Origin of the sequence: Verrucomicrobium sp. BvORR034 (genome assembly GCF_000739635.1) — a bacterium.
In the GTDB taxonomy this organism is placed as follows: Bacteria; Verrucomicrobiota; Verrucomicrobiia; order Verrucomicrobiales; family Verrucomicrobiaceae; genus Verrucomicrobium.
This window is the reverse complement of record NZ_BATQ01000043.1, coordinates 1-24,598: the sequence shown is the minus strand read 5'-3', so window position 1 is coordinate 24,598 and position 24,598 is coordinate 1. Positions and strand designations below refer to the sequence as shown.

5 protein-coding genes are annotated in these 24,598 nt (G+C 61.4%); 3 read left to right on the top strand and 2 right to left on the bottom strand.

Features of this window, described 5'->3' with window-relative positions:
• Positions 1-118 precede the first annotated feature (118 nt).
• From BV034_RS07185 to BV034_RS07175, 3 genes are all read left to right on the top strand, one after another.
• Positions 119-460, top strand: coding sequence for a DUF3467 domain-containing protein (locus BV034_RS07185; protein WP_265592739.1), 342 nt, complete (start codon positions 119-121; stop codon positions 458-460).
• Between the two features lie 79 nt (positions 461-539).
• The gene (locus BV034_RS07180; RefSeq protein WP_050025562.1) at positions 540-2,369 is read left to right on the top strand and encodes an HlyD family efflux transporter periplasmic adaptor subunit; all 1,830 of its coding nucleotides are present in this window, start codon (positions 540-542) and stop codon (positions 2,367-2,369) included.
• A 4-nt stretch (positions 2,370-2,373) separates the two neighbouring features.
• Positions 2,374-4,629: a biotin/lipoyl-binding protein gene (locus BV034_RS07175; RefSeq protein WP_050025559.1), complete on the top strand. Its 2,256-nt coding sequence runs from the start codon at positions 2,374-2,376 to the stop codon at positions 4,627-4,629.
• Positions 4,630-4,632: 3 nt separating this feature from the next.
• Here BV034_RS07175 and BV034_RS07170 read toward each other — a convergent pair whose 3' ends face one another.
• Together BV034_RS07170 and BV034_RS07165 are read right to left on the bottom strand one after the other, a co-directional pair.
• On the bottom strand, positions 4,633-6,966 hold the full coding sequence (locus BV034_RS07170; RefSeq protein WP_050025558.1) for a TolC family protein: 2,334 nt from the start codon (positions 6,964-6,966) through the stop codon (positions 4,633-4,635).
• A 74-nt stretch (positions 6,967-7,040) separates the two neighbouring features.
• Complete coding sequence (locus BV034_RS07165) at positions 7,041-24,527, bottom strand: VCBS domain-containing protein (RefSeq protein WP_265592738.1); 17,487 nt, start codon at positions 24,525-24,527, stop codon at positions 7,041-7,043.
• Positions 24,528-24,598 lie beyond the last annotated feature (71 nt).

Genomic DNA, 24,598 nt, shown 5'->3' with positions numbered 1-24,598 from the left:
TCAAGGAACGAGGAAAGGACAATCACAGGCAAAATACACCCAAAGTGTTGATGCCACGGATTGACAAAATAACTCGCTTCCTATAATGAGCATTCAGCAAAAAACCAAGGTTGTTTCTATGAGCGATACCAAAGCCAAGTCCGCGAAACCCGCCGCCGGTTCTGACGCCGCCGGAGATCAAGAAGAACTCAAAGCGATCAACAAACCCAATGTCCAGATCCTCTATGAGGAAACTGGCGCACTTTTCGCCAACCAGGTGATCGTGAACTCCGGGCGTGACCAGATCGTGCTGGACTTCTCCACGGGCATCATCTCCGACCACAACACCGGCCGCCATGTGCTGCCGATCCAGAAGCGCATCGCGCTGACGCCCGCCAATGCGTTGAAGCTCGTCCAAACGCTGTCCGGCGTGATTCAGAAGCAGGTGGACGCCAGCCGCCAAGGCAAGGCCTCTGCCTGATTCGGTGGTCCACTCCCTGCTTCCCTTTTGCTTGGGCTCCATCCTCCCGGATTGAGCCCTTCGCGTTTTACCCTCTGTCATGAAATCTGCCGAGGCCATTCGACTCCCCGCTCCGCCCGGAGGCTCGGCCACGCCGCAAGAGCTGAGATCGCTGCTCCAGGCCAAGGATGACAGCCAGTTTTACCGCGGGCTGGCTGCGCACGCCGCAGATCTGACGGGTGCCACGACGTTGATCTACGCGGAGCAATCCGGCACCCTGGCGTTGCTCGCCACGCGCATTCGCGTCTCCGTGCCACCGGGTTTGCTGGAGACTCCCGAGGTGAAGGCCACCCTGGCCGCAGGCTTGAAGTCCCGGACACGCGTCATGCTCAAGCTGAACCAGGTGGGACTCATTCTGTGGGCCACCAGCCTGGAGCAAGAAGGCTCCATAGGGGTGGCCTTGCTGCTGAGTGCGAACGCACTGGATCCCGCTCAGGAGACGCGTCTTGCGCAGGTGCTGATCATTCCGCAATCTCTGTACGGGCAGCGCCGGCTGCTGCAGGAGAGCGAGTCTCTGCGTCACGGACTGGACCAGACGTGCTTGTTTCTTGATACCATCTATCGTTCTGCCTCTGCGCCCACCTTCCGTCGTGGCATGCAGGTGCTGGCGGAGGACCTGCGCTCCTTTGTGGGGGCGGAGTACGTGGCCGTGGGTCTGGGTTCGCGCCTCAACTGCCGGGTGGAAGCCCTGGCTCCAGGGAGCAAGTTTGACCACCGCAGCCAGGTCATGCAGCGGGCCGCCCAGCTCATGCGGGAGTCCATCGCCGTGGGCAGCGCCATCGGCTGGCCGCTGGAGATGCTGGCCGCCCTTCCTGGTCTGAATCTGGCCAGTGATCAGGACGGGCTGCTGGATCAACTCAAGGCAAAGGCCGTCACGGCGCATCCCCTAAAGACGGCAGACGGAGAAATCTTTGGCGTTTGGATCTGCTGGTGGCCGGAACGTCCTGCGGCAGAGAAGCTCCAGTTGGCCGATGCGGTGACATCCCATGTAGGGGCGACGGCGAAGACCATCCGCCTGGCACGACCGGCAGGCCTGCTGGGCTTTTACCAGCAGCATGTGGCGGAGGCCCGCTGGTCCCGCCGATCCGTGGTACTGGGGTTGCTGCTGTTTTTCACCGCGTTGATGTGTGTGCCCATCCCCTACAAGCTGGGCGTGCCGTGCTGGAGTGATCCCGAACTGCGACGGCAGGTGGCGGTACCGTTTGATGGCATCCTGGCAGTGGCTCACGTGGAGCCGGGCCAACAAATCAAGCAGGGCCAGGTGCTGGCCGAGCTGGATGGCAAGGAGATTGGCTGGAAACTGGCAGAGGTGCAGGCCCGGCTCAACTCTCTCTCCAAACGCCGCGACCAGGTGCTGGCGGCGGAGAACATGTCAGAGGCACAGCTTGCCTCGCTGGAGATGGCCTCGCTGGACGCAGAGCGCCGCCTGCTCCAATACCAGAGTGAGAACCTCCAGATCCGCTCACCGCTGGACGGGGTGGTTATTTCCGGAGACCTGGCACAATCTGAGGGGGTGCCCGTACAGCGCGGGCAACGTCTCTTTGATGTCGCCCCCATCGAGAGCTTCACTGTGCAACTGGCCGTGCCGGCCTCGGAGATCCGCCACATCGCCCCTGGCATGCCCGTCTCCATTCGCCTGGAGTCAGAGGCGGAGTTCCGCCAGACCGGTGTGGTGAACACCCTGGAGCCGGTGTCCCGCATTCATGAGGGCAAGAACGTCTTTCTGGGCACGACCACCCTGGAAAACCACAGTGGCCGGCTCCGCCCCGGCATGCAGGGCAAGGCCCGCATCACAAGCGGCCGCAAGAGCCTGGGGTGGATACTTTTCCATCGACCGCTGGAGTTCATCCGCCTGAACCTGCCCTGGTGAAGCCATGTCTCTGATCGATCACGCCGTCGTAACATGGGACACAGCACGACCCCGGCTGCGGCAGGACCTGCAGTTCCACTTCCAGATCGTGGAAGGGCGTGCCATGTATGTGGTGGAGGACCGCGCGAACCGCAGCTACCACCAGCTTGGCGTGCCAGAGTATCGTTTCCTGCGCTCACTCAATGGGACCAAGCCCGCAGCAAAGCTGGTGGCAGAATGTTCTGCCGGAAAAAACGAGCTCACGGAGACAGAGGCGGAGTCTCTGCTGAGATGGGCAATTGATCATCATCTGCTGCAGACCACCCGGTCAGACCAGGCAGACCGCAGGCTGGCTCATGCCGAGGACCATGTGCCCAAGTCAATGATGCAGCAGTGGCAGAAGTTCTTTTCCTTCAAGCTCCCGCTGGGCTCACCAGATTCGTTCCTCCGCCCTTTCACCCGCGCGCTGGGATGGACGTTGGATCCATGGGCCATGGTGCTCGCCTTGGGAGTGGCCAGCTACGGAGGCTACCTGGCACTGTCCAACTACGTGGAGCTCATGGAGGCTTCCTCACGCGCTTTCCTGCCGCAGAACTGGTTCTGGCTTCTTGGAGTGACCGTGATGCTCAAGCTGGTGCATGAGTTGTGGCACGGCATCGCCACGCAGAAATACGGTGGCGTCGTGCCGGAATGGGGGGTGCAGGTTATTGCCTGGATCTCCCCCATGACCTATGTGGATGCGAGCTCGAGCTGGCGCTTTCCCAGCCGTTGGCACCGCATCAAGGTGGCTGCAGCCGGCATGTATGTGGAGCTGTTGCTGGCGGTGACCGCTCTGCACGTGTGGACCATCACGGAGCCAGGGCTGCTTAGGGAGCTATGCTTCAATGTGCTGGTCTCGGCCTCCATGATCACGTTGCTGTTCAACGCCAATCCGTTGATGCGTTTTGACGGCTATTACATCTTCTCTGACCTGCTGGACCTGCGGAATCTGGGTCAACGCGGGCAGCAAGCCTTCACCTGGCTGAACCGGCGCATCTTTCTGGGAGCGAAAAGTGCCTCCCTGCCTCCCGTGGTACGGAAGCGCTTCTTCACCTACCTCACTTATGGAGCAGCCTCCTGGTGCTGGCGCATTTTGGTCACCATCGGCCTCATGGCGCTGGCTGCCCATATGTTTCACGGGATGGGCCTGCTGCCGTTGTTGATCGCCGGCGTGCTCGGCGTGGCGGGTCTTCTGCACTCACTCATTTCCTTTTTCAAGCCCACGGAACGCACCGGGCACATCCCCTGGGCCACCGCATGGTGGCGTATCGGTCTGGCCGTGCTGGCCGTGGCGACGGCCCTGGTGTTCATCCAGATCAATCCCACCTCGGCCGGTCTGGCGGTGGTGGAGTATCCAGGCAAGTCTGTGGTGCGGGCGGAAGTGCCCGGCTTCGTGGCCAGGCAATATGTGACGGATGGCCAGCGCGTGGAAAAAGGGCAGATACTCGTGGATCTGGCCAATGAGGCAGAGGTCACGCAACTGGAGATGTATCACGCCCAGCTCGCTCTTTCGGAAACGAAGGCGCGCATCTTTTACCTGACGGAGAGGTTCGAGGAATGGCAGACCGAACAGCAAAAATCCACCGGGCTTAAAGAGAAGCTGATGGTCCAGCAAAAGCGCGTGCGTGCCATGGAGGTGCGGGCCCCTATTTCAGGCCGGGTGCATGCGCCCGGCCTGCCGCAGCAGCGGGGCTCGTTCTTTGACACCGGTCATCCCCTGCTCACGGTCATTCCGGATGAGGCACCGGAGTTTCTCATCTCCATGCGGCAGCAGGACTTCCAGCGCATTGCACCAGAGCTGACCTCTGCGCCGCGGCCCTTCCGCATCCGGTTGCTGGGCCGGCCTGTCGAGTTCCGTGCTGAGTTGCGGCGGACTGAAACCAAGGCCACGCTGGCCGTGCCCAGCCAGGTGCTGGCGTCATCGGCCGGGGGGCCACTCGCCGTGCGCAGCATCAGCCAGCGGGAAACTGCCACCAACAAAGAAGGCTTGGCCCGTGGGGCGGACCGCTCAGAGTCGGTCACCTACTACGACTCCATCAAACCGGAGGCCCAAAGGGAGAACATGGAGCTGCTGCAGCCCCGGTTCACATTGTACGCCTCTGCCCGGGAGGCGGCGGACTTGAAGGAGGGCGAATGGGGCCGGTCATTTTATGAAGGCGAGACTGAGGAGGCTCTAGGCATGTACCTGTACCGTGCGGTCCGTACCTACCTGGAAAAAGCCTTCCTCAGTCCCGAGTCATGATACCTACTTGGTGGATTTGAGGTTCAGCCCGACGGGCAGCCTCGGGTTGGCGGCATCCGGACTGCTCTGCGGACCATAGTGCAGGGGCACCACGTCCTTGACCTTCATCAGCACACCCTGGGCGCGCTGGAGCTGGGCGATGCACGTGTTGTATGCCACCACTGCCACAAGGAACTCCTCCTCCGCCACTTGATTGCGATCAATCGCGTCCAACAGCAGCTGGATTTGATAGGCCACGGTTTTACCTGGATCCTGATCCGCCAGCTTCATGCGATCCTGAAGCTGCTGAATCTCACGACGGGAGGCCAGGGCTGACTGGTACTTCCCAGCCATGTCCTGGTAGGCGGTGAGCAGGTCCTGGTAGGCCACCACGGTCTGGAGGAGCACGTTCTCCCCCTGGATGCGATAGTCATCCAATGTCTGCTGGTACTCGATCTCGCGACGGTCCAGACGGGCCTTGGCCGCATCGTTGCCCAGTGGGTAGCTGAAGCGCAGACCCACACTCCAGTCCAATCCGCTGTTGGTCTGGTCGTCAATGGCGTTGCCCAGATTCCGCCCGCCGCTGATCCCCGCGGAACCCACCTCGCCCACGAGATCAAGCTGGGGGCGCAACTCGGAAATAACCTGGCTGCGACGCACGGCCGCGGCACGCACCTTGGAGGAAGCCTGGGCCATTTCAGAACGGTTCAGGAGTGCTTCCTTGGAAATGGACTGGATGTCCACCTGCGGCCTGGCAAGGTGGGGACGGGAAATGGGGATGATCTCCCCGCTGGCTCCCATGGGGGCCGCAGGGTCCTTCACCATCGCGCGGAGCCGCTGCTCTGCCGTACGCACCGCCATGCGGGTGCGACGAAGATCCGCCTCGCGACGGTTCATGGTGGCGGTCGCCCGGAAGAGCTCGCTCTTCGTGGCTGACTCGTCCAGTTTCTGACGCTCTTCCAGCATCTTGAGCAGCTCAGAGGTCTGCTTCGTCAGTTGCAGACGTTGGGCCAGGGCCGCGCGGGAGAGGTACACGCCCCAATAGGCACGGTTCACCTCCAGGATGTATTCCTCCAGCAGGCGCACCGTTTCTCCGCGGGCCATGCTGCGATCCAGCTCGGCCAGCCGGATCTCGCTGTGGACGTAGGTCGAGCCAGCACCGCGCAGCAGCGGCTGGGCCACGGAGAGCACCAGTTCACTGCCTGTCTGCGGATTGGGATCGAGGAATTCAGAATTGTTCCGCAGCGTGCTCATGCGGTGCGAGAGGGAGATCTCCCCACCCGTGCCGATGCGCTGGCGCAAGCCATACTCCCCTTCCAGACTGTCCTGCAGGAAGCGTCCCGTCTTGCCCGTGGTGAGGATGGAGCCCGTGGGCTGGTCTCCATGAGCATAGTCCAGCTCCGCAAAGAGCTGGGGGGAAAAGATCCCCTTGTTCTCGCGAATCAAGGTCTCACGAATCTTCGGAATGCGAAGGAAGGTGCGGACGTTGGGCGAGTTGTTCAGCGCCGTGGCATAAGCCTTGTCCACACCGTAGCGCAGGGGTGTCTGGTTCTCCCAGACCTGCTCCCGGATCTGTGTCTTCCAGCTTGCGTCAAAGTCTTCCGGCACCGGCGGCAGCTTGGCAATGCTGGAGAGTTCCAGCTCTGGGGCGTTGAACTGCTGGGTCTCGCGTACGATCTCGCCAAAGATGCCAGCCACCGCCTCGTTGCCAAACTGTTCGTGTTTGGAGATTTTCACGGAGCCGTCCCCGCCATCGGGGAAGTAGGCCTTCAGCTTGTCGTCATGCTGCTGTGCCACTGTTGTCGGGGCGGCTGCGGCTGCCTGTTTCTTGTCATCGTCGTCATCGGTGAACATACGGGAGAACCAGCCCCGCTTCTTCTTCACTGGAGCAGGTGCGGCAACTTCTGGCGCGGGTGCAGAAGCAACACTCGGAGAGGTCGCGGGCCGTTCGGAAGCTTTGGTCGATTTCGCGACCTGAGCCTTCTTGGCAACGCCAGTCGGATGCTTTTTCACCGACACGGGCTTCTCACTTGTCTTCTTCTCCTCGGAACTGTCGGTCGTGACCGCTCCCTCATCAAGATCCCCTTCACCAAGCTCCGGTGGCCGGGAGATCATCATCTGCGAGAGGGCTATCTGCGTCAGCGCGATCTGGGCGACGAGTTGCTGCTCAATCAGTTCGATCTCCGTGGCGTTTTTGGGCGCAGCTGTCACCTGCTTGGCCAGAGCGTCTGGGGTGGCGGGAACCTCTTGCCCAGATGCGGTCATGGTCGTCGCCAGGGCAACGAGAGGCACCCAGGTCAGATGGGTCCAGCCTTGGGTGGAGGCTGAGGTTCGTTCAGTCGGGAGGGGGTGTTGCATGTTGAGGTGTTGAGTAAAGTTGAGTCAGTCCGCGCACAGAGCTGAGCCCCAGTCGGCAGACTGCTGGGAGGAAGTCAGAAGTTCAGAGCCGCCTCCACGGGTGAGATGATGCGGCCACTGATGGTGTTGTTGCCGATGTCAAACGAGTGCCGGAGGGCATCCTCCACCACTCCATCAAGAGCGAAGTCGTACGTCATCGAGTTGCTCCTGCCGTCCAGGTAGGAAGGTGCCACGACCTGGATGCTGCGGACCGTGTGTCCATCCATCTGCAGGTCATCCGCCTCCAGTTGGGCCAGCCAATAGCCGTCCACATCCGCAATGAGTTCCTCCACACCGACCAGGTAACCCAGCTCATTGTAGAGGGACACGACCACAATACCTCCGGGCGAGGTGCGGCCCACGAAGAGCGCCAGACCATCATCACCCGAACCGAAGGCCAGGCCACCGAAGATGCCGGAGGCGTAGCGATCACCGAACATGCCGCTGCCGCCCACCAGGGCGCTGATGTCAAAGCCCAGTCGGGTAAGCGACTGCACCACATCCACCGGCCGGATGTGTTCGCGACTTCCAGAAGTCGGGCGGAAGCTGCTGTAGCGGGTCTCATCCGTGCCCACGGCGCCTTCCTCATCGGTGATGCTCACCTTGATGTTAAAGGTGCTCTCTGCCGTGTAGTGATGGGTCGCGTAGATCTGGCGAGCCGAGGCGTCGAGGATCGCATAGGACCCCGTCGTGCCTCCGGTGGCCGGGTCATGCAGTCTGGCCATGGCCCCGGTGAGCGGGTTCACGAGGCGGGCAAACTCCGCCTGACCCGTGATGGGATTCACCAGCGGCACCAGTTCCCCGGTCACCGGATCCACAAACTTCACTGTCTCCGTAGTACCAGGGTAGGTCGGTTCGATGAAGCGACCCGTTGTCGTGTCAAACTGCAGGACGATGGCATCCACCACCGTGCCGTCGCCGAACTCCACCTTCGCCGTGTGAATGTCGCCGGAGGAGTCCACAAACTTGCTGATCACCGTGACGGTGTTCAGGTCGCTGGTGACAGGGATGGTGACGAGGCTCTCGATGATCGGAGGTCCGTTGGTCACCTCGATCTCCCCTGCCGAGACGCTGGCGACGCCGCCATCATCATCCTCCACGGTCACCTTGATCTGGTGCGGGGTTCCAGGAGCCGACTCCTCGAGGTAGCGGTGGTTGACGGTGAACTCCCGCACCGGCTCCACATCCTGGTACACCAGCTTGGCGATGGCGCCGTCACCGGCCATGGTCACGACCATGCGGCTGGCCTCAAACGGGGATCCGTCAGGCTGGCCCTTGATGAAGACGGTTTGCAGGGTGTTTTCTCCCACTGCCGGAATCACCGTCGTAGAAAGCAGGCGTCCTGCGGCATCAAAGATCTGGATGGTGCCGCCCTTCTCATTGATGTCGATGATATCCAGGCTCTCCAGGTAAACCGGGCTCTTGAAGTCAAAGATGAGCTTGCCGCCCGCCTCATCGTCATTGGGATTGGAGGCATCACCATCCTTGGAGATGATGAGCACCTTGCCCAGGGCGATGTCGTTCCGGCCTTCCTCCACCGTGGTGGAACCGCCTTCAATGCGGAGGGACTCGTCGGAAACGATCACATTGGCCACTTCCGTGCCGATGAGCGGCAGGGTGCCTTGATGGGGATTGGCAATGCCGTTGGCCGTGGTCGCCACGGCGGGATCGCCGCTGGACCGTGCCACCACGATGTCCAGGGTGGCCCGGAGGCCGTTGGTCAAAGTGTAGTGGAAGGTTTCTGTGAGCGTCTGGCCGGCAGACAACTGCATCAGAGAAGGGCTGTTGCTGTTCACCACATAGGTGTAGCTACCGTCCTCCAGCATGCTGAAGCTGCCGTACTTGCCCTCCACCACGGTGCCCGGTGCCACCACCGTGGCGTGCTGACCCAGACCACCGTAGTGGATGTTGGGCGTGGCGATATCAAAATCGCCTCCGGTCGGGTTCGCGGAATCAAAGATCATCGGAGGCCGCGACGGATCCCCGGTGGAGATGGTGAAGCCGCGACCGCCTGTCTGGTCAAGGTAGGCATTGCCAGCCAGATCACCCGACTGAAGCGGGTCGAGCTGGCCATCACGCTCGAAGTCGATGACCGTGTTTCCGCCAAAGGTGATCACATCACTGGTGCCATCACCCCAGTCAATGGTGACGGTGTGGGTGTCTTCAGGGCTGAGGTCCTCGAAGGACCCGTTCAGACTCACCACCGTACCGCCGGTGACCGTCGGGTTGCCGCTGCCGTCGGTGGGCAATGCGTCGCCGTTGTTCACCGTGATGGTGGGAGTGCCGAGGGTAGGCGCCTCATTCACCACCGTGGCGTCAACCGTGGCGGAGCCGCTGCCGTTGTCGTCATCGGTCGCTGTGACCTTGATGTTATACACATCCGTGCCCTGACCACCAGGGAGAAGGGCGTCATCATTGTAGGTGTGTTTCAGGGCAAATTCGGTCGTCGTGCCAGAGCGGAGAGCCACCAGGGTGAAGCTGGCATTGCCAATGCTGAGCACGTCTCCTGCGCGGTAGCCCGTGCCGATGTTCACTACCTGAACCGCGGCCAGACTGCCGTCTTCGCCTGCCAGGAAGTTCACCACCATGCCGGTGCCAGAGCCGCCTGAGACGGACGCATTCACCGTGTTCACAAAGCCGCTGCCCCCGTCAGCAACGGCAAAGCTGGCCGGATTTTGCGCCGTGATCGTGAGGGTCTCACTGGAGCCATCAGCCCAGTCGATGACCAGCGAGTGGTCATCGCCCGTGCCAGGATCGGTGAAATTACCCGTCAGGGTGACCTCACCGGTCTCCAGGATCGGGCCGCTCACCAGCAGGTCATGAACCGTCGGGCTCACGTTTAGGATGGTGACCTTTTGCGACACCTTGCCAGCGCCGCCGTCCTTGTCGATGACGCGCCCCTGGATGATCAGCTCACCATCGTCGTTAACCACAGTGGAAGGCACCTGCTGCACCACAGAACCTGGCACGAAGCCTTGCCCGTCACCATAGTTGTAGGAGTAGGTGAACTCCCCGTTGTTGTCAGCGCTGGAGGGATCCACCGCACCGCCCAGATCAAGGGTGAGTTCATCCCCTTCATTGATGACGATGGGATCCAGATCCACGGTCGGCCCCACATTGATGATCTGGAGCTCGAACGAGGTCTGGGAAGGTGTCCCCAGCGGATTGAGCTGGGAGATGTCCTGATCGTAGGCCGTGAGGATGACCTTCTTTTGGGAGTCAATCGGGCCGTCATCCAGGTTGTGAGTCCACGTCCAGGTACCGTTGCCCTGGGCATCCGGCTCGCTGAAGGTCACCGTGCCAAAGGTCTCCCCATCGGCCATGCCTTCGTATTGGGCGATCATGTCCCGCAGCGGCAGTCCGCCCGGGTTGTAGTAGGTGCCTGTGACCATGGCCACAGAGCCTTCATTGGCCACCACAATGGTCTGGTTGAAGTCGATCGCCAGAAGCGGCGCTTCATTCACCACGGTCACCTTGGTCTGCACCTCACGATAGCCCACACCATCAAAGATGCGGCCCACCACGGTGTACACGCCGGACCGGGCCGTGAGGCTGGTCGGCAGGGTGAAAGTCTGGGCGGCTTCCTTGAAGACGAGCGCGTTGCTCTGCTCCACCAGCGCAGCGATCTGCTGCGTGAAGTTCGTGACAATCACGCTCACGGCATCCACCTGGACCCCAAGGGCGGCAATGGCCTGCACTTCGGTGTTGAAGGTGGTGCTCGCCGGATCAAGGCGCCCCAGGTTGGTCACCAGCCTGCTGATGGCATCTCTGCCCTCAGGAGTGGCACCGGCGATTCCATCCGCATCCGCGAGCTGTTGCACCAGGGATTGCAGAGCCTGCTCAAACGGGGACTGTGTGTCGGCGCTGCCATCACTGAACCGAATGGCGTTCGTGGAGGCCTGCAAGACGATGCTGGTATCGGCACCGGCCAGCAGAGCATCACCCAAGGCGGAGAGCAGCGTGGTGTCAGCTCCGCGTTGGACATCCATCTTGAGTTCATCAATGGCGGCGATGCGAGCCAAGGCATCCGCCAGACCCGAGGACTCAAGAAGAGCACGGTTCACATCCAGCTTCATGAGAGCCGCCACCTGCCCGGCGTAGTTCGGGCTGGTGGCATCCAGCGGGGCCGGGTCCGGCTTCACAAAGTCCGGATCCTTGGGCACGTAAATCTGATACCCAAACTCCGTATCCGCCGGGTCCGAGACATTGACAAACTTCACCTCTGGGGAGCTGCCTTGCGGCCATTGCCCCACGTTCACAAGATCGCCGGATGGCAGGACGTTGTTCACCTGCAGCGGAGCCACCTTGGAGGTGACCACCTCTGCACCGTTGTTGTAAGAGACCGTCAGCGTGACGTCGTAGGTGCCGTCATTGTTGACGCCCACAGCCACCAACTCGGCCCAGGTAAGGTTGAGATTCTGACCGCTGCCAACGACATGACCGTTGACCCGCCACACGAAGGAGCCTGCGTCAGGCGTGCCTGCAGCCGCCCCTTGCAGGTTGATGCCGGCACCCTCCTGGGTGGTATAGACACCGTTGGTGACTTCAGACCCCAGAAGGGCCTTGTTCGCCGCGACGGAATCGGGGCCATAGCTCACCGTCACCTGCACCGTCTGCTGGGAGATGACGTTGCCGTCATCATCTACGGCAACCACGCTGGTCTGGTACACGCCCGGAAGCTCATACTGGTGGATGGCGTTGGGCTCACTGCGGTAGGTGCTGGAGGTGCCGTCACCCCAGTTCACCGTCCATGTCTTGATGATGTCACCGCCTGGATCAGAGTACTTGAGATCCAACTTGTACGGCTTCTTCACCAAGCTGACTTCGTACTGCTCGGGGCCAGTCACGTTTAGCGTGGGCAGGGCATCCGTCACCTTGATGGTGACCTCGTCATCGCTCTCCTGAATGGTGCGGGTCTGCTCGTCCTGAAGAATGAGCTGGCCCTCGACATCGAAATGCTGCTCCACACGGGTGATGCGCAGCGGCAGGCGCTTCTCAATGTCACCCACGATGTCTCCGTTGGTGAAGCCAAAGTCCGCCAGGTCCTCCCAGCTCAGCTCGATGACCGGAGACTTGTTCACCAGCACGGTGCGAGCGATGAGGTTGAACGCCTCCAGGCTCGGGTCCAAAAGATCTGTCCCCGCACCCGGCTCGGCATTGGATTCGAGGAAACTCAGGAAGTCCTCGTTCACCTGTGCACTCACCACATAGTCCAGGAACACCTGCTCATACTCGCTGTAGTCGCCGTCCCCGTTGAGATCCCAGGCAAAGCTGTAGGTCACCCGCTTGCTGGCGAGGCCATCCTTGGCCTCACCATACGTGATGACCGGGTCTTCCGGCAGTCTGGTCTGGCTGGCATCCAGAACGATCCCCTCCCCTTCCGCGATGGTGATGGAAGTGCCGGAGCCGCCCGTGCTGCCAGCGGCACCCACCGTGCCTTGAGCATAGAGCGAATTCGGATCGTTGGCGTTCTCCACACGAGCCCCAATCGCGGCCAGGGCCGCCTGGCTGCCGGACACGGAGTTGTGCGTGAAAATCACGTTCTCACCGGCATTGCTGCCGGACATGTTCACCTGGCCATTGCCCTGGATGTTTGAAGTGTCGACCTGGGCCTTGTTGATGCCGGAGATATTGAGCACGGTGCCGTCGGAAATAAACTCCACGACTGCCTTGTCCGTGCCGTCACCGGCCGCGATGTCGATGACCGGGTCACGCTTGCTGCGCACGGTGACCGTGTCGTCCCCGCCCTGCAGGTCCGCATTGATGGCCGCAGCAGCATCATTGATGGTGAGAGAATCAAACCCGTCGCCCGTCGTCACCGTGATGACGATGGCGTTGGTTTGGATGATCTCGCCGCTGGCATCCTTCACCAACGTGGTCTCAACGTTGCGGTCCCGGTCATTGGGAGCCTCGTTGATGGTGATGAAGTCATCTCCGGAACCCGTTGTGATGGACAGCCCGCGCATGTTGGCAAAGTCCACATGAAGCTCGGAGTTGGGCACCGAGATGCTGTCCACCTTGTTGTTGTGCAGGGTGACAAAGCCGCCCGGCGCCTGGTCAACCAGGGGATCAAAGGAGCTGCCCACGAAGACCGTCGCGGGATCCGAGGGATCCACATAGATGCTGTTCGGGTTGAACAGGCCTTCGTTTGCACCGCTGGTCATGTTCCCCACCCGGTTGCGAATGACCTGGGTGAAGGTGAGCTGGCCCACGGAATTGCTCACGGGGTCCATGTCGCGACGGAAGACCGCCACCGAGTTCTCGCCAAGGGCGTAGAGGAAAGCCCCCTCCGGCACCGAGGTGTGGAGCTTGAAGTCTCCCAGTCCGGAAACGGCCACCAAGCCCTGCACGGTGCCCGTACCGCCCGCCACCTGGTCAGCACCTGCGCCGCGGGCGGCGTCGGCCGTCTCAGCAAGCTGGAAGTGGAAACGATCCACCACGCGCACGTAGTACTCCACCCCGGCAGTGACTCCGGCCGGAGCTTCACCGGGCTCGAACCAGACCTTCTGTCCGGTGGTCAGACCGTGGTCACGTTCTGTTGTGATGGTACGGTTGGTCACGTCAATGTCCACCCCGCGGAAGTCGAGGGTGGTGTCGGGCACTGCCACGCTGAACACGATGGCCTTGGTCCCGGCAATGCCGCGCACGCCATCCACGCCCTCACGAAGGAGCTGGCGGAACTCGAGCTGACCGTCAATGGCCTGGTCGGTGCCGTCGGTGCTGAACTGGTCAAAGACGACCAGCGCATTGTTGTCCTCGCTGGCCACGTAGATGAAGCGCCCCTTCGCGATGTTCGTGGAGGTGGAGCCCGACTGCTGGACGATCTCCGGCCCGATCACCACCGACCGGGCATTGCTCAAGCGGGCATCCGCGCTGCCGAGCATCGTCAGCGTGCCATCCTCAGGGTTCACGGAGTAAACGCGAAGCTGGGAGACAGCACTGGAGCCCTGTGTGGCCGGCACGTTGTGCAGGCCATAGGCCTGGACGGAGCCATCTGGCAGGGTCAGGAACTCCAGATCGGAGAAACGCTCCGTCATGGTGGCCCTGGATGTCAGCACTCCGGTATCCGGGTTAAAGGAAAACACCTGAGTCCCGTTGACACCGCTCACATAGACGAACTGACCGGACGGATCGACAGCGATGTTGGCCACCGGATTGGTCTGGTTGACCCCGGTTTGGAAGGCGATCGTGTCAAAGACGGCATTGGTCACCGGACGCAGGCCGTCCACGGTCTCGATTTCGAGCAGGCCCGTGGTCTCGCTGGTCACCTCACGGGTGAAGGAGGCCCGTTCGTACACGGTGATCTTGCCCGTGCCGGTGCCTTCCTGGGTCGCGCCCACGAAGATATAACGACCGTCTGGCGACACCGCGATGGTCTTGGCTCCAGAGAGCCCCTGGTCAGAGACGCCGAATTCACCAGTGATGTCATCCTTGAGCAACTGCACCACCCGGATGCTGTTGTCCGCCTGTTGCTCCAGAACATACAGCGCGTTGTCCACATCGGACACGGCATAGAAGGTGAGACCGGAGGCGTCAGAGGAACGCACCGGGTTGCCCGTCATCATGGAGAGCGAGGTCGCCCGGCTGGTGGGATCCTGGTCCTTCAGACCGTTCAAGCCATTCGGGTTCGGGCCCTGGTTGAAGGTCAGCGGATTGCCCGCGAGGATTTCAAAGGCCATCAAAGAAGAGTCGCCGCTGGCTGCGGTGACGATGAACCGGTGCGTGACGTTGTCATCCGTGGTGAAGGTCGCGGGTTCTCCCATGGCGTCGGTGGCTCCTGAGAGACCATTGGCCACATCGCCCGCTCCTTCCTCCGCAGTATCGAGGCGGACGAGGGTCTTGCCGCCGTTCAGAACGTCATAGACGCTGATTGCGTTGTTGTTGTTGCCCACGAGGTCGGAGGCCGTGACATAGAGGCGGCTGCCATCCCCGCTGAGGTACAGGCCCGAGGCCCCGGTAAGGCGGTTGCCATTTTCATTATCCACCAGGGTGAAGATGGCCTGGTCATAGCCCGAGCCGGTGAGGCCTTGAACCTTGATGGTCGCAGTCCGCTGCAAGGTAGCGCCGTTGCTGTCGGTCACGGTGTAGGTCAGCGTGACCAGCGCCTCCTCTCCAGTGTTCAGGCTGCGGAACACCGCATGGTTGGGATCCACGGTGACGGTCCCCACCGACTCGTTGATCTGCACCGCACCCGCATACTGGGAGGTGGTGACGACCACACTGCCCGGCTGCACGGTCACCACATCACCTGCGTCGCTGTCAGTCACGTTGGCCAGCAGATCCACCACGATGGGCACGCCGCCTTCGTTGACAGTTCCACTCGCCGTGGGGGTGCCGCTGAGGTCGTCATTGCTGCCAGTGATGCGAATCACCGCCGTCTGCCAGGTGGAGAGACCGTCTGCATTCTCCAGGCGGTAGCGGTAGGAAAGATCCACATACTCACCAGCGGAGAGGCTCTGGTAGGCGGTGGCCGAGATGGTGACTTCGCCGGTTGCCGGATCAATCGTCACCCCGGACTGGTCGCCGCCCAGCGTCGTGAGATTCTTCAGTGTGAGCGCGGAGTTGCTGGTCGCCCCCTCAAGCAGGGACGCCGTTCCGCCCTCCTCGGTGAGTTCCACCACCAGCGGTCCATGCACCTTCGGTGCTGCAGCGGCTCCGGTGATGTTGAAGATCAGGGTGCGGAGCACCGTGCCATTGGTGGGAGTCTGCACCTCATAGGTCAGCGTCAGCGTCCTGACCTCACCAGCAGGGATGTTCAGCAGGGATTCCACTCGTGGATCCAGGGTCAACTCTCCGTCCTCAGTCACCAGGATAGCGCCGGCGGGGTTCGATCCGTCACTGGTCAACACCTCCAGCGTTTCAGGGTCGAGGGTTGATCCGGCCTCTTCGCTGGCGAGAAGGTTCCCGGTATAACTGGGGGCATTCTGGTGGATGTTCACCACCGGATCGCCGGAGGCGTTTGTGGTGGTGGACGTGACCACTTCATTCTGGCCGTCCACCGTGAGGGTGAAGGTGGCGGTGCTTGAACCCCCTGCTCCATCCGCCACGCGATAGGTGACAGTGAAGGTCACGGACTCCCCGTCCACCAGATCGCGCAGCGATTCGCCGGGCTGGAAGACCAGCCGCTGGCCGTTGATGGCAAAGAGTTCCGCAGGATCCGTCACGGTCACCGTGGTGCCGTTCTGTTCATAGGTGACGGACTCGATGGCATCGAGGTTCAACCGGGCCGGCACGTCAGTCCGGTCGCTGTCTGTGTCATTGCCCAGCACATCAAAGGTGACCGTCTGCACTTCGTTCGTTGTCGCCGTGTCGTTCACCGCCACCGGAGCTTCGTTCACTCCGGTTACGGTGAATTCGAGACGCGCCGTGGCCTGCGCTCCCGAGTGATCCGCCATCGTGTAATACACGTGGAAGGTGATCGACTCGTCGGCCCCCAGGCTTTGCAATGCCGTGCCAGGGTTGAACACCACTTCCCGGCCGTTACTCACCGTGAAGAGGCTCGCCGGATTGGCCAGACCAGGCATGCCCGTGACCGTGACCGCATCAATGGTCTGCACCACGAAGTTCGCCGGGACATCAGGGTCACGGTCATTCTGCAACACATCGATTGATGCCTCCTGATCGGCCGTGCCGCTGGCGAAGTCATTCTCCGCCACAGGCGCGTCATTGATGCCATCGGAAGCTGGGCTGGATCCCTCCAGTTCTCCAAGCCCCTTTCGTTTGGCCTCAAGATTGTTCAACGCGTAAACCTTGCCCGCGCCGCCGTCAGCCACATAGAGCACCCCAGAATCATTCAATGCCAAATCCGTGATGGCCGTTCCCATATAGGTGGCAGCCTGGTAGGTTTGGTCGGAGAAGAAACGGACTCCTGAGCTACTGCCCACGCCCGTGAGCCCCCCGAGGGAGTCCACGAAATGGGACGAAACCCGGGTGTCTTCACCAGGATCATTCAGAATAACTTTATAGTAGATCCAGGCGTCCGTCTCACCGGCGTTGCTTCCCTTGGTGCCGTCATGCACGCCAATCCCATCCCCGGTGGCAAGGGTGATCGGGGCGGACCACTCGTCCCCGCCTCCGTCATCCTCACGGAACTGCACTGTTACCGTACCCCCCCTGTAATCGTATTCGTAGTTCCTGTTAACCCTAAAATCCGAATTGGCATTGTCGTCCACACCGGTGGTGCGGAATACATCCTGCCAGCCCGTGTTGTTGTAATTTGCCGAGTAGATGATCTCAGCGGAGCCGAGCCCGTCGCTTGGCACCCAAAGGGCTGCGTAGTCGACGTGAATCGTGTAGGTAAGGTTGCGTGCCTCATCCCTGACTTGGTAGGTGCGGTTCGTGATGGAGGCAGCCTGCCTGTGCTCCAGGCTCCACTGTCCCGCGCTCTTTTCGCGATAACTGAGCACCTCCGTGGATTTGAAAACACGCGCCACGTCTCCGTCGAGGGTAACATCCAGGCCTGCCTCAAGATTTGCCACCGTGGCCCAGGAGCCGCTCTGGCGGCTGTAGATTCTGGTGAACGTGCTGGAACCAGCAATGATGTGATCCCCATCCACATCCACCTTCAGACGCGTGCTGCCCACCATGCTCTCCGTGAAGACGAGCGTTTCGTTCTGATAGACAGCGAGAGTACTCCGTCCTTCGGCCTGGCCGACAACGGCGAGCACGTCCCCGTCAGCAACCAGGGTCATGCCAAAGTTGTCTTCCACACCAAACGGGGTGCGAATGTGCCTGAGATAGTCACCATTCAAGTTGAAGACAAGGACCACCCCCTGGTCGCCATTCTCCTTTACCGTATTGGCATTGTGGTCGTTGTGGTCCGCCTGTGGGACACCCACATAGACCTGAGTGCCATTGGTGGCCACGGACACCGGAGGATTGCCCTCCAGGATGATCTCACCACCCGCGATGGAGGAGGGCAACGTGATCAACTGGTCCCCAAAGTAGAGCTTCCCATTGACGATGGCGATGCGTGTCTCGCCAGCATAGGTAACCGTGCCATTGTTCACCGTCCCCACACCAATCTGGGTGCCATCATCGCTCCTGAGAGACACAGAGTCCGCCTCGCCGGTGGGTGCCGTGTCGAACTCGCGAATCTCATCGGCCTTCACCGCGCCGTACTTTCCGGCTGCGGCATCCCATTCAAAGGCAGCCACGGCCCCTGCCTTGTCGCCCACATAGATGCGGCTGAGGTCGTTGGCCACCACCAGGGCCGTCGGATCACTGATGCCCTTGACGGCCTCGATCTCAAAGCTGGCCTCCATGGAGAAACGGACGCCGTTCTTGAAGCTGATGGAATCACCGTTCGAGGCAACAACAAACGAATCGGCTGCCGTACCGGTCTCGTGACCCACCACGGCCCCACCGCTGGTGGACCAGCCGAAGTACAGGCCTTCCACACCATCGAAGACGGTGCCGGTCTCGTCGGTCGAGAGGTCAAAGCTGAACTCGTTGATGCCAGTGTTCTCAATGGTGCGGGTGGTGCCCGTCGCCACGATTTCAAAGCTGGAGACAACGTTGCCGTTCAGGTCGAGCTCGCTGGTGACGCGCATCACATAAGGGGTGATGGTCTGCCCCAAAGAGCTGTCCACCGCATTGAAGCGGTAGGTGACCCGGTCTGAGGTGAGCTGCAAGCCGGCCTGGGTGGAGTTCGCCAGGGGCTGATCCATCACGACAATCCGGTCAGAGCCTTCCAGATTGGAGGCTGTGGAACTTGGCGTGGCTCCGCTGGAGAAGTCAAAGCCCACATCCAGGCTGCGGCCCAGGTCGGTGAGGCGGGTGATCTTCTGCTCAAAGCGGGTCAGCAAGCCGGTTGCGACATCGCGGGAGAAGACGAGGACACCGTCCGCATCATCGCTGGCGGAGGCATTGGAACCCTGGTCTGCAATGAAGACTTTGGTGCCGTCTGGACTGATCCAGATGTCTGAGGGACGATGCAGCGCATCCGTGCCGGTCGGGCTAAGGAGGTCATTCACCCCACGGGCCACATCCGTGCCAGCCGCGTCAATGTTCTTGAGATCGGTCTGGTAGGTGGCCACATGCGTGAGAGTCGGCAACCCGCTGAAGGTGACGCCGATGGCGAACTGGCTGATGGCCGTATCGCCGAGCACATAGAGATAACGCTCATCCGGGCTGAGCGTGATGGTGTGCGGACGATCCGGCACGATCTGCACGCCATCCACCATGGTCGGCACGTAGCCCACATAGCGCAGGTAGGAACGCGTCGGATCCGTCGCATCCTGCGTGCGGACAAACATGGCCAGCTCATCCTCCGCCGTACCCGCCGCGAACACTGCCGGCAGGCTGGTGATGGGACGATAGACTCCCAACGCATCCTGGACGAGGAAGGTCGTGGTGCCACTGGTGGACACCAGGCTCTCCACACCCTGCAAGCCATCCACCCGCAGAGAGGGGAAGCTCGCCTGATAGAGGCTGTCCTCGTGGTCGAGCACGCGGGAGCCTTCCACGATGTTCAAGCTGTTGCCGTTGACATCAATGGTGCTCGAGAGCGGCGAGAGCACGTGCAGCGTGTGCGTGGCCTGGCCATCGTGGTCGGGACGGCCGTCACCAGTGATGTCCTCACGGCCACCGATGATTTCAGATTTCTTCGCGCCTTCAAGACCGACAAGGAGGGCCACGCGAGTGATGTTCACCGCGCCCGCACCGGCATTCACGATATCCAATGAAACACCAGCCATGGCGTCCTCCAGCGTCTGGGCCAGCTCAAAGCGGCCGCCGCTGATATTCGTCACATAGTAGAACTGCCCCTGATCCAGCAGAATGTCGCTGGGCGGCGTGCCGGTGGTGCGATAAGTGGGCAGAGCTCCGCCACGGGTCACGTTGAGCCCGTCAGCAGCGTTCTGGTTGTCCGTGATGGCCACGGTCACGGTGCTGATCAGGACCCGATCCCCCACGGCCAACGGGGTGGTGCCGTCGAAGTCGCCAGAAGTGAAGGAGTCATCCGTGCTCACGGTGGCAGTGCCCTTGCCGTCGCCAAAATAGAGATGGCCCTGGGAGATGTACCAGTCCACCGCATTGGCGTTGTCAGAGTTGTCCACAGACAGGCGCTCCATGCCAGCTCCCACCACCAGGCGGGCAAACTGGTCCTCCTGCGGATCGCCATTCACAATGACCCGCAGCGTGTCATCTTCACCCTGATCCCCCTGGATCACAGTGTTGTTGCCCATGCGGAACAGCACCACCTCATCATCGCTGGGGCCGCCGCGCACCTCCACCTGGAGGTTGTCGTTGTCATTGTCTAGAACCCAGGTGTCCTTGCCGAGTCCCAGCAGGACGTTGAGCTTCTCCACATTGGTGAAGTCCACTGTGCCCAGCACGGTCACAAACGTGGTGCCGACGGTGGTGAAGCCGGTGAGGTCGAGGATCGCGCCTTCCTCAGCGAGCGGATCAGGATCCAGGAGCTGGAAGGTACCCGCCGCGACGTCGAGATTGACGACGGTGTAGAAGATCTCCCCCTTCAGTCCGGAGGGCAGGTCCGCCTCGGCAAAGAAGGCCACTTTCTTGCCCTCCTCCAGTCCGGTGACATCTGCCACCGTGAAGGTGTTCGTGGTGGCATTGATGCCGACCGCCTTACCGCTGTCAGGGTTGTTGAAAACAAGCCGTGAAGGATTGCCGTTTTCGCCATCGATCAGGCCGCCGACCGTCTGGTCCAGAAGTGGCGTGCCGTTCTCAGCCAGTGTGAGTTGGTGATTGCCGCGACCGCCATCCAGGATGGTGATGAGGTTTTCATTCAGCCCGGTGTCGGGAAGTGTGAAGTTCCGCAGGTAGGCGGCCAGTTCCTCCGCCTTCTCCTTGGACTCAGCGAGGCGGATGATATCGCGCCCCTGGCGGACCACGTAGTACACGCCGCCGTTCTGAAGCGTGGACCGGGTGCCGTCACCGAGCAGGATGGCCGGGCCGGTGCCGTCGGTGGTAAAGATGACCTGGTCACCCGTTTCCCATCCGGTACCGAAGAGCTTGATGGCGTTCTGCGCATCCAGCACATTGACCACGTTGCCGTCAAAGTAGCGCGTGGCCCCGTAGCGAATTCGGTCACCTCCGGTGGGCAGATCAAGGGACTTGTCATGCTCGCCGCCGTTGATCACCAGGTGGCCTGGACCCGTGCCGATGATGTTGAAGTCATCATCGCCACCTTCACCGTTGATGGTGAGATCGGCCGTGATCTTGAAGACGTTGATCACGTCGTTGCCGTAGCCGTTGTCGGTGTCACCCGCCACATCCTCGTCCGCATCAAGATTGACCACGGTCGGAACGACGGTGTCTTCGACGACGAAAATGCCATCGGTCTCACCGAGGTTCACCGTGAGACTTTCGAACTCCTGGAAGATGATGGCCTTCTCCGTGGTGGGAGCGCCTTCAATTTCGTAGTTGGCAATCAGGCCATCGCCGTCCTCCGTCACGCCGAGGCGACCGTAGGGCACGGCATCTCCGGTGCGCGGATCTTCCAGCAGGAAGTGGTCATTGCCGTCACCCGCATTCACGGTGAGGAACTGGGACACCTGGAACGGGGCAACCTCCGCCCGCGGCGGGGAGTCTCCCGGACCGGCCTGACGGATGCCGCCGACCTTGAGCATGTCATCGCCACCCAGCAGGTGGACGTTCACAATGTGGTCAAGCTGCAGCACATCCAGGCGCTCCGCACCGTCGGTGAAGGAGTAGTCCGCCACCATGGCCTTGAAGGCGTCAGCGTTGGAGTGGGTGTTCTGCACCACCTTGATGCCGCCGGATTCGAGGAAAGAATTTTCCACCGTGATGGTTGGCCCGGGCGCGGGCAGACCGGAGAGAATGTCCCAGCCAAAGAGCTCGTACTGCTGCGCGATCTGCGTGGTGTCGATGAGCCAGTCCGCGGTGACCTGCGTGGTGAAGGTGATGTCCTCCACGTCCACGTTCCGCAGGGTGGTGCGGTTGCTCGGCGGGTCCACCAGATGCACGCGGATGGTGTCAAAGTCCGCCCCGCCCTCGAACCGGGTGGGGATGTACAGATCCGGGATGACGATGGTGTCTCGGTCCGGGCCGGTGACGATGAGCAGTTCGTTGGCCTGCATCACGTCCCGGTTCAAGTGGTCTGGAGTCGTGAAGGTGACGCCCACGCCGCCGTCCACGTTCCCCTGGTCCATCGCGATGGTCAGGAGGCCCGCGGCCTTGAGGCGATGCGTGGAGTTGTAGATGAAGACATCCCCGTTGAGCAATGTCACATCAGCGGTCTGGCTTTGGATGGTGATGCCATCCACCATGAGCACGGAGTCTTGTGTGTCCTCCACGTCGAAGGCGCCAAGGATGACGTTGTCACCGGCGATCACATCCTCCAGCAGGTGCATGATGCCGGGCAACTGCACGTCCACCACTCCGGTGGCGAGGATGCCGACATTCGTGTCCTCCACACCGCCCACTTCCATATCATGGCTGTTGCGCAGGTAGAGGCTGCCCACATTGGCCTCGAGGGCGTTGATGTTCGCCTCGAAAGCATTGTAGCTGTGGATGATCGCGCCGTTGGGCTTCACCACATAGTGGCCCACCGAACCCGTGGTCTGGAGGTACACAGAGTCTGCCACAAGATCGAACTCGCCTTCAAAGGCGTCGATCATGTTGTTGATCACCGTCATCTCCACATGGCCGAGAGCACTGATGATGTCCGTGACCAGCAGATCGAATCCGCCAAATGAGGTGAAGATGTCACCTGTCAGCGAGGTGAGACCGGCCAGCTCAAGTTGAGTGAGGATCGGCGTGCCGGCACGATCAATGTCCATGCCGATTTCGCCGTAGGCATGAATCTCCAGCCGGGCTTCTGGCAGCAATCCCGCATCCTGCAGGATGGTCACCTCGATACGTTCCTCGTCCTCGCCGACGCGGCCTTTCGCCGTCTCAATGTAGAGCGAGCCCGTGGTCACGCCGCCATCTTCATTGGGCTGCACCACTGATCCCCCGTTGGCCACGATCTTCGTGGAGCCAGTGGGGTTGTAGATGACGCCGTCGATGATGAAGTCACCTGCACCCACCGTGGCGTGGTGGGATTCCATCTCGATGCGAGTGCCGTTGAAGCGCTGGGGCCCCGTCTGCGTGAAAGCACCCACGACCTGCCCCGCCAGAAGCGTGATCACCGGGCCCGGCAGTCCGTCGTACAAGACGTTCATGTCCAGGATGCGGACATCAAGCGTGGAGCTGTTCACCACGTCCACAGAGTTGAAGCGGTCAGCCTGGGAGATGCTGGCATTGCTGCCGATGGTCACCTTGCCATGCTGCTCGTTGGTGTCCGGGCCATAGGGATCGCCCGTGGGGATGCCGAGGAAGGTCGGACGGTGGTCTGGGTCATCAAAGACATTGATGCTGGGATTGAGCGCCAGCAGCGTGACCGAAGTCGGGATGGCCCCGGCGTTGAGCTGGTCGATGATAATCTCGTTGCCCGCACGACGGGCATCCACAAAATCCCTGTTGGTGATGTTTCCAGCAGCGTCGATGAAGAGCTTGGCGTTGCGCACGCCCGCACCGATCTTGCCGAAGAAGTTCACCTCAGCGATGGAGATGACATTGAGCTCGTAGTCGTCGGAGGCGAAGTCGATGCCCACCGCATTGTTGGAGGTGTTCTGCCGCACGCGGTCGCCGGAGTCGCCGCCGTCAGCCACCACACGGATGACATTGCCCAGGATGGCCGCACCTTCTTCCACGGTCACGTAGGTGCCGAGGTTCACGTTGTCGAACACCTGACCGTCGTGGCTCACTGAGAGACCGAAGCCGGCACCGCGAGCCTCGCTGTTCACGTCGATGTTGCCCTGGCTGGCGGTGACGTTCACCGTGCCACCAATCAGCGTGCTGTTGCGTGCCTGCAGCACTTGGACGTCGGAACGGATGTCAATGTCAGACGTGGTCTTGATGTAGCCGCCCACCGAATACTGCTCACCGGAGGTGTCATTGTGGGTGACCTTCAGCTTGCTGACATCGGCCGCAACATTGACCGTCGACCCCTCCACGATGGCTCCCTGCCCGATGGTGGTGCGGGCAAGGGTGGAACCATCCACGCCGGTCACGTCTGTTTCAGAACGGGCAAAGTTGAGGCTGCCCACCCCGTAGAACTCGGTGCCGGTGATGTTGTCCACATCGATCTGGTTGTCCGCATCGATGGTCACCACGCCCTTCGAGAAGATCGTGGTCGCTACGCCCACGTCCGTAGAGACCGTGGAACGTATGTTCTCACTGGCCTCCGCGTTCTGGCCGGAGAGGCCGCCCACCACAAAGACTTGGGCGTCGGCCCGGCTGGTAGTCTTGCCTGCGGCCAGGATGGACACCCCGGCCATGCCGAGGATCTGGCTGTTGGCACCAATGCCAGCACTCACATCTTCCACAAACGTCTGCGCGATCTCAAGCCCCGTCATGCCGATGAGCTTGCCGGAGGAGGCGGTGACCTTGGTTTCAGACTGGTTTTGGGCCACGGCCGCCTGCACCAGGATGGTGCCCTCTGCGTTGACCAGCACGTTGTTTCCGATGGTGCTGGAGACAGTGGGTGTCATGGACACATCCACCTCAGATGAACCCACTGACACGAGGCCGGCGTCCACCCCGACGGAATTGGCCTTCACGA

Excerpts from the sequence above, each read along its gene's own strand:
- BV034_RS07165 (WP_265592738.1), bottom strand. The coding sequence starts at position 24,527 with ATGACACCCACTGTCTCCAGCACCATCGGAAACAACGTGCTGGTCAAC.
- BV034_RS07170 (WP_050025558.1), bottom strand. The coding sequence starts at position 6,966 with ATGCAACACCCCCTCCCGACTGAACGAACCTCAGCCTCCACCCAAGGC.
- BV034_RS07185 (WP_265592739.1), top strand. The coding sequence starts at position 119 with ATGAGCGATACCAAAGCCAAGTCCGCGAAACCCGCCGCCGGTTCTGAC.
- BV034_RS07175 (WP_050025559.1), top strand. The coding sequence starts at position 2,374 with ATGTCTCTGATCGATCACGCCGTCGTAACATGGGACACAGCACGACCC.
- BV034_RS07180 (WP_050025562.1), top strand. The coding sequence starts at position 540 with ATGAAATCTGCCGAGGCCATTCGACTCCCCGCTCCGCCCGGAGGCTCG.